Raw genomic sequence first — 12,456 nt, 5'->3', positions numbered from 1 at the left:
GTCAGTCCTTTTTGATCGCGTCTTCCCAGAAATTGTACAGCGCAAGGGCTATGACGAAGACCGCAATACACAAGAACGGAAACCCGCCCCAGAACCCGGCGAAACCGGTCGAGATACTGTGGGCAAGGCCGAGAACGAACACCATCATCAGGCCGGTGCCGATGAGGCCCATGAGAATATTTGTCAGTCGTGACATAGGATTACTCTCCCTTTTATTCTTGCGTTCTGAGGGTTCTTTGAACCCATGAAGCAGTGCGAAGAAGCCGATCGTCTTCTTCGACCGCGCCGATCAGCTGGACACCTATGGGCAAGTCATTCTGCCCCACCAACAAAGGCAGCGTGAGGCAGGGCAAACCTGCCAGCGTCCAGGTGAGGCAGAAAACGGAATCTCCGGTATGGCCCGCACTCAGCGGCACGGCTTCGCCGGTTGCTGCCGGGGCCAGGATTGCGTCGAATTCATTGAAATACTCGGCAAAGAAGCCCTGAGCGGACGCCATGACGGCCAAGGCGTCTTCATATTGGGCCTCGCTGATATCTCCGCCGCGGGTGATGGCGGCCCGCATCTCGGGGCTGAGGTCCGACCAATACGCATTCGAGATTTCGGCCATGTTCTGGCGAATCTCAAAGTCATAGATCGTTTTGTGAACGGTGATCAGATCGGCCAGTTGCGGCGATACCGAAAAACGCTCGACCCGACCGCCAAGCCCATCAATAACAGCGTTCAGCCCCTCAAGCGCATCTTCATCAAGGCGGTCGTTGAATGGAAATTGCAGCCAGGCAATGTTCGGTTCGACCGGAACCTCCGCCTGCGCGCTGGAGAGCATATCCGCTCGCGGCCGGGCAAAGCTGGCGGGATCGCGCTGGTCATATCCGGCGACCACGTCTGTCAGCAAAGCGATATCTTCCAGCGTGTTTGCGAACGCCCCAATGTGGTCCAAAGAGACCGACGTCCTGAAAACCCCATGTCGCGAGATCATTCCCCGGGTGGGTTTGAAACCATAGACGCCGCAGTAAGAGGCCGGTCGGATAACCGAGCCCCCGGTCTGCGTGCCGATGGCCAGAGGCACATGTCTTGCCGCGACAGCCGCAGCCGAGCCGCTGGACGAACCCCCTGGTGTTCTGGTCGCATCAAAAGGGTTGGTGGTGTCGGTCGGATGCATGAAGGCAAGCTCGGTCGTCTTGGTCTTGCCCATGATGACGGCACCGGCCTCTCGCAGACATTCTACGAGCCTAGCATCTGCCTCCGGCTGTCGACCCGAAAAGATCGGCGTGCCCCGCTGCGTGGGCATGTCTTGTGTATCGACAATGTCCTTCAGCCCCACAGGCAAGCCGTGCAAAGGGCCTGTCGCCCGTCCGGCCTTGCGAATGCGATCCATCTCACGCGCCTGATCCAGCGCGACGCCCGCATCCAGGTAAGCCCAGGCGCGGATGGTGCTGTCGGTCTCTTCGATGCGTTTGAGACAGTCCTCAACCAGCGCTTCGGACAAGATACGCCCGTCCCGAATGCCCTCGGCGGATTGAACCGCCGAGAACAATGACAGATCGTGTTTGGTCATGGCACCCAGACCCCGAACAGGTAGTCAGGCAGCCACAGCGCGATACCCGGGAACTGATACATCAACACCATGCACAGGATCACGATGGCCAGATAGGGCATCAGGCCTCGGAAGATCTCCATCAGCTGGATCTGGTTCTTGAGGACCCCCTTCAAATAGTAGGCCGACATGGCCATCGGCGGTGTCAGGAATGAGGTCTGCAAGTTCAGAGCCACCAGCATCGCGAAGAAATACGGGTTGACGCCAAACGTCTCGAGCATGGGCAGGAAGATCGGCACGAAGATGATCAGAATTTCGGACCATTCAAGCGGCCAGCCCAGCAGGAAGATGATCAACTGCGCAAGCACCAGGAACTGCCAGGGCTGAAGGTTCATACCAACAACCCAATGCTCAATCACGTCATGCCCGCCGAGATAGGAAAAGATCGACGCAAAGGTCCACGAGCCCACGAACAGCCAACACACCATAGCGGTGGCCTTAGCCGTGAGGAAGACACTTTGCTTGACCTTGTCCCAGCTGAGCGACCGGTAGAGCACTGCCAGCACAAGCCCGCCCAAGGCACCCATCGCCGCCGCTTCGGCCGGTGTTGCAAGACCGCCGAGGATTGAGCCAAGCACCAGCAGGATCAAAACGGTCAACGGCACAAATGAGATCAGCAGGTCCATGTAGATCTGCCGTTTTGGCGGAACGTCATCCTCCTGCGGTTTGGGGGCCAGCGACGGGTTCAGCCAGACGCGCACCATCACGTAGACGATGTAGAGACCCGCCAGCATCAGGCCCGGAAAGACCGCCGCTGCATAGAGGCGCAGCGGAGAAAGCTCGGCAATGGCGGCGTAGACGATCAACATGATCGACGGCGGGATCAGGATGCCCAAGGTGCCACCTGCACAGATCACGCCCGAGGCAAAGCTACGTTGATATCCCGCGTTGGCCATTGCCGGATAGGCCAGCAAACCCATCAGGGTGACAACCGCGCCCACAATCCCCGACGCAGTCGAGAACACCGCACAGGTCAGCAGCGCCGCAATCGCCAGAGACCCAGGCAGGTTGCGGGCCGCCATGTAGAGCGAAAAGAACAGCCGGTCGACGATATTCGCCCTTTCGACCACGTAGCCCATGAACAGGAACAAGGGGATGGCAACAAGCGTGTCATTCTCCATCACCGAATAGGTGTTCTGATTCAGCAGGTAGAAGATGTTATTGTTGAAGATGTCCGCAATGCTCTCAGGCGCGGACTGGTAGTAGGCATAGTAACCAAACGCGACGCCCATGGCGAGCAGTGTGAACGCGATCGGAAAGCCCAGCAGCACCAGCACAATAAAGAGGCTGAGCATCAGGATGGCGACTTGTGGGTCAGTCATCGCTGCGACCTCCTTGCTTGGTGCCTGTTGTATGAATCCGGTCGACGGTTGATTCCATCAGCATGTCTTCGGTCTCGCGCACGTCATCCAGACGGTCGAGCCAGACGCCGTTTCGCATCGCCAGCCAGCATCTTGCCATCTCGGCAAGCCCTTGCAACATCAGCAGAACACCGGCGACCGGGATCAGAGTTTTAAAGAAATAGATCTGAATTCTGGCGGGGCTGTTCCAGCTGACTTCTTCATAACGCCAGCTGTCCTTAGCGATTTCCCAGCCGTACCAGAACAGGGCAAACATGCCGGGGAAGAAAAAGATAATATACAGAACGAAATCGACCCGCGCCTGCCAGCGGACCGAGAAAAGGCGGTACAGCACGTCGCCGCGCACATGAGCGTCTTGCGCCAGCGCATAGGCCCCGGCCATCAGGAACAGGGCGCCATACATCTGCACCATCATATCGAACGCCCAGACGGTCGGCTTGTTCAGCACGTACCGGACGAACACTTCGTAGGACACCGAAAGTGTCAGAATTAGGATGCACCAACCGAAGGCTTTGCCGACCCATTGGCTTAGCCCTTCGATGGCGTGGATTGTCTTGATCAAGGTCAGTTCCTCGCCTGTTCCGCCCGCAGTTCAGAAAGCCGCGCACCAGCGCGACCTTCCGTTTTTAAAGAGTTGTCAGGCCTCAGCCGAAATAGTGCTTGTACGCCAGCTTGTAGTCCGGCTGGTTGAGGTTGAGGTAGTTCATGACAGTCTTCGCATAGGCCTTCTGGCTGTCGACGACCTTGGCAAAGAACGGATCTTCGTTCGAGATCCTTTCGACAACAACATCCCAAGCCTCAAGCTGGGCCTGCATCACGCTGTCGGGCGTGCGATACACGTTGACGCCCTGCTCTTCGGCCAGCGTCACCAGATCGTCAGCGTAGCGCTTGGTGTTGTTCCAGTAGAAGTTCGAGTTCTCGGCCTCGGACGCGTATTTCAGGATCGCCTGAAGCTCGGGCGCAAGCGCGTTGAACTTGTCTTTGTTGAACGTGACCTCGAAGAACTCCTGGCTCTGGTGGAACGAGGCCAGGTGATAGTGTTTGGACACGTCCTGCATACCAAAGTCGCGGTCGGATGTGGGGTTGTTGAACTCGGCCGCATCAATCAGGCCGGACTTCATCGCGGGCTGGATCTCGCCCCCGGGCAGCTGCACAACGGACATGCCCATCTCAAGCAGAACATCTGCCGCAAGACCAACTGTACGGTACTTCAGACCGTTCATCTGATCCGAGCTTGTGATTTCCTCTTTGAACCAACCCAGTGGTTGCGCAGGCATGGGCGAGTTGAAGAACGACACAACATTCAGGCCAAGGATGCCCATCAGCTCGTCAAACAGTTCCTGACCGCCACCATAGTTCACCCAGCCCAGAACCTCCTGGCTGGACCAGCCAAAGCACGGACCCGTCCCGAACAGCGATGCTGTCTTGGATTTCGAGTACCAGTAGGCCGGAACATAGTGCGCCGCGTCCAGAACGCCGCGGTGGACCGCGTCCTGCATCTGGCTGGTTTTCACGACCGAATTCACAGGCAGAAGTTCGATCGTCAGTTTGCCACCGGACATTTCATTGACGCGGTTGACGTAGGATTGCGCGTTCTCAAGAAAGATGCCGCCGCCCCAGGCTGCCTGCATCTTCATTGTCGTTCCTTCCTGCGCATGGACAGCCGGAGCAGCAAGCGCACCAGCACCTACAACAGCGGACCCACGCAGAAAGTTTCTGCGGTTCAAAGATTTTGTCATGTTTCCTCCCTAGACTGGGCCGTCGCCGATATCCCTTCAGCATTGGCACCAAACCCGCCCTCCAGCGGATAGAATCTACGATAAGCCAGATTCGCGATTTTTCAAAATATTTTGGAAACTCTTTCATTTTGAGAGCCAAAATGCACGCAACTATTTGTTTTTAAGAAAATTATTATTTTCATTTTTTTGCACTTGCGAACAAGCTAGACTCTTTTCACAACCAGCCAGATGACAAACGCGCCAAAAATGAACGAACCAAAGACAGTTGCAAAACGCGGGCGCCCGCGCCTGAAAGCGAATGAAGAAAAGCCCGCAGGTTCTCTGGTCGGGGCGCTGGATCGTGGGATTCGTGTCCTGATTGCCGTCGCAGATGCGCGGGGCGCGACGCTTGTCGACATCGCACGAACGACAGGCATTCCAACGGCAACGGCGCATCGGCTTCTGACCACGCTTCAACAGCGAGGCATGGTGGTCCACGATGCCGAACATGGTATGTGGCGCGTCGGACCGCAGGCCTATCGGATCGGCAACACGTTTGAGGAAACCTCGAATCTGCTGGAGGTCGCACCAGCCGCGATGCGCAAACTGTCCAAGGAAACTGGAGAAACCGTGAACCTTGCCATCGAGGAAGGTGGGCAGTTGCTGTATCTGATTCAGGTGGAATCCGAAAACCCAATCCGCGCCTCGATCAAGAATGGAACCGCAGCTTACTTTCACACGTCCGGTGTCGGCAAAGCCATCATGGCGCATATGGACGAGACAGCACTTGAAAAGCTACTGGACCCACTGACACTGGTTCAGCAGACGCCCAATTCGATTACGGACAAACAACAGCTCAAGGACGAGCTGCAGACATCCCGCCAAAGAGGATGGGCGATCGACGATGAAGAGCGTTTTCCGGGCATGCGCTGTATCGCAGCGCCTGTCTTCGACTCGTTGGAGAATGTCATCGCTGGCGTTTCAGTATCCGGGCCCATCACCAGATTCCCCGACAACAAGCTTGAAACCTTCGCCGCGTCGGTTGTTGAGACTGCGGCAAGCATTTCTGAAAAGCTCCGGAATTCCCCGCTTCCGAGTTAATTCCTTCGCTTTTTCAACCGTATGAAGCTTTGGGGGTCAGGACCTGAGGTCACCTCAGACAGAGCATTTTCTCATTCTGTGTGACAGCGCCTCAGCCCGAAGGTGATGCAGCCGGGGCAGATCTTCCCGCGCGAGATTCCGGGTGCAATCGGGATCATTTTCGACATCAAACAGCATCGGCTCTATATCCGTCGCGAAATGCGCAAGCCGATATCCGTCTTTCTCAAACGCAAGAGCGCGGCAATGATCAGGCGAGCTCTGCCACGCGGCTTCAAAGCGCCCCCGGCCGTTTTCTGATCCAAGCTCAAGCTCGACCATGGCCTCTAGCCCGTAGGCTCGGTCTGGCGCCAAAAGGTTACAGCCCTGCATCTCGGAGGGCGAAGCAGCCCCAAGCACCGACAGAACCGTTGGGGCCACGTCAATCGACTGGGTCAATGCGTCGATATCCTCGGGCTCAATATCCGGATGTCCGATCATTAGGGGCACGTGGGACGCGGCGCGGAACGGGGTCTGTTTTCCCCAAAGGCCAAGATCGCCCAGCATCTCTCCATGATCGGCGGTCAACACGATCAGCGTGTCGTCCAACTGACCCACATTTCGCAACCACTCAAAAAGTCGACCGATATGGTGATCGACCTCGGCGGCAAGCCCAAGATAGGTGGACCGGCACAGCGCGATCTGCGCGGGCGTCATGGCATTTTGCTGTCCGTCAAAACCCCAGAACATATCCGTGCCGCTTGGGCGGGAATGATAGGCTTCAAAGAACGGATGCTCAAAAGTGGCCTCAACCGGTGGCGGGATGTCCTGCGGGTTGATCAAATCGTTATACGGCGCGGGGGCAACAAACGGAGGATGCGGCCGGATATAGGTGACCATGGCAGACCAAGGCTGAGATTTGCGAACGTCAAGATGCGTCAAAACCCGGTCGGTCAGATACGCGGTATCACTGTCCTGCGCGTCATAGAGCGCTGGCCCTCCGAGAGTGTCGTTCTGAGGTTTGTAGAGCGCATTCAGGCCGCTCGCATCCGGCACGTCATAACCACGCGATCTGAGATGGGCGAGCCACTCCCACGCTTCCTCGCGCATCTCGGTGACCTCGGTGATCCCCGGAATCGGCCCTGTGTAGGACAGATGCGCCGGGTCATTCGGGTGCAAGCCTCTGGGATCAGGCTGCGTATCCGTATAGCCGAACAGCAACAGCTCTCGCCCGATGGAGCGCAGCGCCGTTGCAAGGTTGGGGATATCGCGCCGCAGCGGAACGCCGTTCTGAACCGATCCATGGTTCATGGCGTATTGGCCCGTCAGCAAGCTTGCGCGCGCCGGACCGCAAGGCACCACAACCGTATGATGGTTGCGGAAATGCACCGCTCGCGCGGCCAGAGCGCGGATGTTGGGCAGCGGCACATGCTGTCCCAAAGCGCCCGCCAGAAGGTCCGCGCGGAACTGATCGATGACGATGAACAGAAAATTGCGCGGAGCCTTCTTCAGCATGGGGTCAGGCCTCTGCGCTGTCCAGCTCACGGATCAGCGCGGGCAGATCGGCAACCGTGTCGATCACATAGTCCGCTCCGGCGTCCTTCAGGATCTTGGTCGCGTGCTGGCGCAGCGCGTCAACCTCATCTGCGGACAGAGCAGCCAGTTCCTCCGGTGTTTTACCCACCGCATTGCCGGACAGGGATACGCCGACGGTCAGACAGCCAGCAGCGACACCCTCTTTGATGCCCGGTTCGGTGTCATCGACCTTGATGATCGCCGCAGGCGGGTAGGCCACCAGATCAACCATGCATTTATACATCCCCAGCGGGCCGGGGCGGCCTTCGGGCAGGTCGTCGGAACAGACCAGATTGTCCGGCTCATAGCCCTGAGCGGCGGCGACCGGCAGGACGTTCTCCATGATCGAGCGGGTATAGCCCGTGGTCGATCCGATCTTGAGGCCCATGGACCGCAGATCATCAATCGCAGCTTTACCACCCGGAACCAGATCCGCGTAGTCGGCGGCGACTTTTTCGTTCATCGGCACGAAGATCTCATAGACTTTGTCGACATCCTGATCAGTGGGCGCGTTGCCGTATTTTGCCTCCCACTGGGCGGCGATTTCGGGCATATCCATCATGGAGCGGATGTGATCCCATTTGGGCGCGCCCATCGGTGCGCGGGCCTGCTCGATCGTGGCTTCGATATCGAACTTGGCAAAGGCCTTCACAAACACGCCCATCGGCGCGAATGATCCGAAATCGACCATTGTCCCCGCCCAATCAAACACGGCGGCTTTGAATTTGCTCATTGTCTTTCCTTTCGTCAGGCAGGTTCAACCTGTTTCTGTTTGAGTGTTTCGTCCGAGGGTCTGGCACAGTCGACCCCCATGTCACGCAGCACCTCGGCTGCGGTGTCAACGACCGCTTGCATCACATGCGCATCGACCTGTCCGATATGGCCAATCCGGAAGCTTTCGGCTGCGGTCAGTTTGCCAGGATACAGGATAAATCCGCGCGCTTTCATGCGGTTATAGAAATCCGGAAACGCAAAACGTGGATGATCTGGGCAGAAGAAAGTGGTGATGATCGGCGACAGCCACTCATCATCCAGCAATGTGACAAAGCCCAGCGCGCGCATCCCTTTGACCAGCGTCTTGCGGTTTTCAAGATACCGCGCGCCCCGTGCAGCGACGCCGCCCTCGGCCTCATGCGCGCGCAGCGCTTCGATGAAGGACGCGACCACATGCGTCGGCGGGGTAAAGCGCCACTGGCCCGTCTTCTCCATCGCGGCCCATTGGGCGTGAACATCCAGGCTGAGCGAATGGCTGTTGCCTTCCGCCGCCTTGATCGCATCTGTTTCGGCGATCACGAACCCAAAGCCCGGCACGCCTTCGATGCATTTGTTGGCCGAGCTGACCATGGCCTGAAACGGGATCACATGCGGCTCGAGCGAAACAGCACCGAAGGCCGACATGGAATCAACCAAAAGCTTGCGGCCAGCCTTTTGCGTGGCGTCAGAGATCTCTTGCAGCGGGTTGAGGATGCCCGAGCTGGTCTCGCAATGGATGGCCAGCACATGCGTGATCGCGGGGTCGGCCTGCAGCGCATCTGTCACCTGATCCCCGCGCGGTGGCAGATAGTCCCCCATGTCGATTATGGCGCAATCGCGGCCAAGATACCCCAGCGTCTGCACCGCCCGTTTGCCATAGGCGCCGTTGCACAACACCAGAACCTTGCCGTCCTTGGGCACAAAGCTGCCCAGCATCGCCTCAACCACGTAAGAGCCGCTGCCCTGCAAAGGCACACAGTCATAGCGGGCTTTGTCCTGACCCAGAATATCCAGCAGGCGACGACGCAATTCGGCCGTCATCGCGCGGAAATCGGCGTCCCAACTGCCCCAGTCGCGCAGCATCGCCTCTTTCACTGGCAGCGACGTGGTCAATGGGCCCGGAGTCAACAGATACGGCTCACCGAAATGCGGCGATGGCAGTTTTTGGGTTTGATCAGTCATGTCATTCATCTTCTATATGACGGCTGCCATAACATAGGTTTGAGCTATGGCGTGGCTACAGTTTTCCAGTGACCCCCGCAAGGGCATTTCGACCGGCTAAGCGGGTTCAAGCGCCTTGGTCCTTTCCGTGGTCACGTGCTGGTCCAGATGACAGGCAACAAAATGCCCCTCCTCCACCTCTACCAGCTGGATCGGCTCGTCCGAGGGCTGTTTCGGGATACGCAGCGACACCCCGTCCGGGCCATTGGAGGCAACGGGGTGGATCATGGCGCCTTCAAAACGGATCGGTTTGAATTCGGCGTCAGGATCGGGATGCGGCACAGCGGACAGCAACGCCTTGGTGTAAGGGTGCTGCGGGTTGAAAAAGATCTTGTCAGTCGGGCCATACTCCATGAACCGCCCCCGATACATCACCGCCACCCGGTTCGAGATCTGTGCGACCACCGCCAGGTCATGAGCGATGAAAAGGAAGCTGACACCAAGTTCGGCCTGCACGTCCTTTAAAAGCGCGACGATCTCGGCCTGAATCGACACATCCAGCGCCGAAACGCATTCGTCGCAAACAACAAACTTGGGCTTGGAAACCAGCGCGCGCGCAATGCAGATCCGCTGCCGCTGCCCACCGGAGAACGCATGCGGGAAGCGGCGCAGATGCTCCAGATCGATTTTACAACGCGCCGCGATCTCGCGCACCCGCTCGTCGATCTGATCCCGGTCTGTCATCAGGCCCGAGGCCACAAGCGGTTCGGCGATGATATCCCGCACCGTCATGCGCGGGTTCAGCGAGGAATACGGGTCCTGAAAGACAAGACTCATTTCTGGGCGGAAGCTGCGTAGCAAGTTGCCACCGATGTTGTGCAACTGAACCGGCCCTTCATGGAACGCCATGTTGATCTTGCTGCGCACCGCGCGCAGCTCAGCCTCGGAGGCGTGGGCAAGGTCGATATCGCCCTTTTTCTTGCGGTGAAAGATCACCTCGCCTTCGCTGGGATCAATGGCGCGTAGCATCGCGCGACCAACGGTGGTTTTGCCCGACCCACTTTCGCCGACAAGACCCACGGTTTCGCCCTTGAGGATGTCGAAGGTGATGTCACTAACCGCGCGGACCGTTTCAACCTCGGTTCGGAACAGTTTCTTCTTCCGCACCTCGAACTCGACGCCCAAATTGTTAACGTCAATCAGCTTTCTGGCCTTCTTCAACGGCGCGGGCGGGACGACCTTATCCAACCGCGGAACCGCGTCTAGCAAGCGCTGAGTATAGGCCTGTTGCGGGTTGTTGATGACCTCGCGAACGGTGCCGCGCTCGACAATCTCGCCCTTATACATCACTGCAATGTCGTCCGCGACTTGAGCGACCACACCCAGATCGTGGGTGATGAAAATCATGCTCATGCCCAGCTCGGTCTGCAGATCACGCATCAGTTGCAGAACCTGCGCCTGAATGGTCACGTCCAGCGCGGTCGTCGGCTCATCCGCGATCAGCAACTGCGGACCCGCCGAGAGGGCCAGCGCGATAATTGCCCGTTGGCGCATGCCACCCGACATCTCATGCGGGAATTGATCCACGCGGGCAGAGGGGTTGGTGATACCCACCTTGTCCAACATCTCAATCGCCAGCTCGCGCGTCTGCCGTTTGTTCAGCCCGCGATGCAGCTGGATCGCTTCCATGATCTGGTTGCCGATGGTGTAGATCGGCGAAAAGCTGGCCATCGGCTCTTGAAAGATCATCCCGATCTCGCCGCCGCGGATCACGCCCATCCGTGGATCATGGGGGCGAATTTTAGCCAGATCGACGGATTTGCCGTCCTTCATGACGTAGTTGATCTCGGACCCCTGATCGATGCTGGCAATGCCGGGCAGCAGCTGCATCACCGCCTTGGTCGACACGGATTTGCCCGAGCCACTTTCGCCCACGATACCCAGCGTCTTGCCCTTCTCAAGCGAGAATGAAACATCGCGCACTGGCTGGATCAGCCCTTCATCGGTGCGGTAAGACAGGGTCAGGTTTTTGACGTCGAGGATGTTTGCCATCACTTCGCCTCCGCATAAGGATCAGCCGCGTCGCGTAGCCCATCGCCGATCACGGTGAAGGCCAGAACGGCCACCACCACGAATACGGCGGGAATGAACAGCCAAGGGGTTTGCTCGATCGCGCGCACCGATTGCGCCTGTTGCAGCAGAACACCCCACGAGACCGACGGCGGGCGCAAGCCCAGGCCAACGAAGGACAGCGCGGTTTCCGACTGGATCATGTAGGGGAACGAGATCACCAGATCGACGATGATAAAGCTGGTGAAGCTTGGCAGCATGTGCTGACCGATTATGCGCTTGGGGCGCGCGCCGGCCAGTCGGGCCGCAACCACATAGTCTTCGTTCCGGATCGACAGAAGCTGAGACCGGATGCGCCGTGCCAGTGTCGGCCAGCCAAAGAGGCCAAGGATCAGTGTCATCGCAAAATAGACCTGTGTGGTCGACCACTCCTTAGGCATGGCGGCGGCCAGACCCATGTAAAGCGGGATGATGGGTACAACGCGGATCACCTCGGTCACGCGCTGGATGACGTTATCGATGAGACCGCTGAAATATCCGGCAATCCCGCCGATGATCAGCGCCAGTACAAATGAGATCAGCACCCCGATCACACCAATCGAAAGTGACGTCCGCGTGGCATAGATGGTGCGCGAGAACACATCCCGCCCCAGATCATCCGTGCCCCAGAAATGGATCTTGGCCTCCGGGTTCTGCAAGCCGATCAGGTGGCGGTCGGTTGGGATAAAGCCCAGAACCTTGACCGGTTCGCCTTTGACGAACAGCCCCAGATAGTTGCGCACGTCGGGATCGGGCACCGAGACGGCCCGCAGGGTCACCGGATCACGCTCGGTCTTGGTGCCGTTGATAAAGGGCACGATAGAGCATCCATTGTCATCGCAAAAGCGCGGGATTTGCGGCGGACCTTCGATGTAGGAGGTATCGCGCGTGACCGGGCCATAGGGGGCGACGATCTCGGCAAACAAACCGGCCAGCGCCATCAGCCCCAGCAGGATCGAGGCAAACATCGCGGCACGGTGCTTTTTGAAGCGCCACCAGATCAGGGTCCATTGCGAGGCCGAATAGTATTTCAGCAGCTGCTGACGTTCTTTTTCCGCAGCCCGGCGCTGGGCCGGGGTCATCTCGGGATCTGTCATATCGGTCATG

General features: G+C 58.3%; 11 protein-coding genes. 1 reads left to right on the top strand and 10 read right to left on the bottom strand.

Annotated features, from left to right (window positions below; genetic code table 11):
• Position 1: 1 nt before the first annotated feature.
• The 5 genes from ACR0C3_RS20420 to ACR0C3_RS20400 form a co-directional block, all read right to left on the bottom strand.
• Positions 2–196, bottom strand: a complete 195-nt coding sequence (locus tag ACR0C3_RS20420; RefSeq protein WP_170380356.1) for a hypothetical protein — start codon at positions 194–196, stop codon at positions 2–4.
• 16 nt (positions 197–212) lie between these two features.
• Positions 213–1,556: an amidase gene (locus tag ACR0C3_RS20415; protein WP_480760237.1), complete on the bottom strand. Its 1,344-nt coding sequence runs from the start codon at positions 1,554–1,556 to the stop codon at positions 213–215.
• Complete coding sequence (locus ACR0C3_RS20410) at positions 1,553–2,917, bottom strand: TRAP transporter large permease (protein ID WP_480760235.1); 1,365 nt, start codon at positions 2,915–2,917, stop codon at positions 1,553–1,555. The genes ACR0C3_RS20415 and ACR0C3_RS20410 overlap by 4 nt, the downstream gene beginning before the upstream one ends.
• Complete coding sequence (locus ACR0C3_RS20405; RefSeq protein WP_170380353.1) at positions 2,910–3,518, bottom strand: TRAP transporter small permease subunit; 609 nt, start codon at positions 3,516–3,518, stop codon at positions 2,910–2,912. Before ACR0C3_RS20405 ends, ACR0C3_RS20410 begins: the two co-directional genes overlap by 8 nt.
• A gap of 82 nt (positions 3,519–3,600) precedes the next feature.
• Positions 3,601–4,695 carry a TRAP transporter substrate-binding protein gene (locus ACR0C3_RS20400; RefSeq protein ID WP_170380352.1) on the bottom strand — a complete coding sequence of 365 codons (1,095 nt, stop codon included), beginning with the start codon at positions 4,693–4,695 and terminating at the stop codon, positions 3,601–3,603.
• Between the two features lie 246 nt (positions 4,696–4,941).
• Here ACR0C3_RS20400 and ACR0C3_RS20395 point away from each other — a divergent pair, with 246 nt between their 5' ends.
• Positions 4,942–5,775 (top strand): IclR family transcriptional regulator, encoded by an 834-nt coding sequence (locus tag ACR0C3_RS20395; RefSeq protein ID WP_480760234.1) that lies wholly within the window; start codon positions 4,942–4,944, stop codon positions 5,773–5,775.
• Positions 5,776–5,829: 54 nt separating this feature from the next.
• On the opposite strand, the gene ACR0C3_RS20390 is transcribed toward ACR0C3_RS20395, so the two are convergent.
• The 5 genes from ACR0C3_RS20390 to ACR0C3_RS20370 all read right to left on the bottom strand — a co-directional run bounded on the left by ACR0C3_RS20390 (position 5,830) and on the right by ACR0C3_RS20370 (position 12,455).
• Positions 5,830–7,266 carry a sulfatase-like hydrolase/transferase gene (locus ACR0C3_RS20390; RefSeq protein ID WP_480760233.1) on the bottom strand — a complete coding sequence of 479 codons (1,437 nt, stop codon included), beginning with the start codon at positions 7,264–7,266 and terminating at the stop codon, positions 5,830–5,832.
• Positions 7,267–7,270: 4 nt separating this feature from the next.
• Entirely contained in the window at positions 7,271–8,059 is a 789-nt protein-coding gene (gene phnX / locus ACR0C3_RS20385) for a phosphonoacetaldehyde hydrolase (RefSeq protein WP_480760232.1), read from the bottom strand.
• A 14-nt stretch (positions 8,060–8,073) separates the two neighbouring features.
• Positions 8,074–9,261, bottom strand: a complete 1,188-nt coding sequence (locus ACR0C3_RS20380; protein ID WP_480760230.1) for a 2-aminoethylphosphonate--pyruvate transaminase — start codon at positions 9,259–9,261, stop codon at positions 8,074–8,076.
• 96 nt (positions 9,262–9,357) lie between these two features.
• The gene (locus ACR0C3_RS20375; protein ID WP_480760229.1) at positions 9,358–11,292 is read right to left on the bottom strand and encodes an ABC transporter ATP-binding protein; all 1,935 of its coding nucleotides are present in this window, start codon (positions 11,290–11,292) and stop codon (positions 9,358–9,360) included.
• Positions 11,292–12,455, bottom strand: coding sequence for an ABC transporter permease (locus tag ACR0C3_RS20370; protein WP_480760228.1), 1,164 nt, complete (start codon positions 12,453–12,455; stop codon positions 11,292–11,294). The genes ACR0C3_RS20375 and ACR0C3_RS20370 overlap by 1 nt, the downstream gene beginning before the upstream one ends.
• Position 12,456: the final 1 nt, after the last annotated feature.

The organism is Ruegeria sp. CK3 (genome assembly GCF_056536565.1).
Note: the sequence above shows the minus strand (reverse complement) of the source record. Positions and strands in the feature narration are given on the sequence as shown.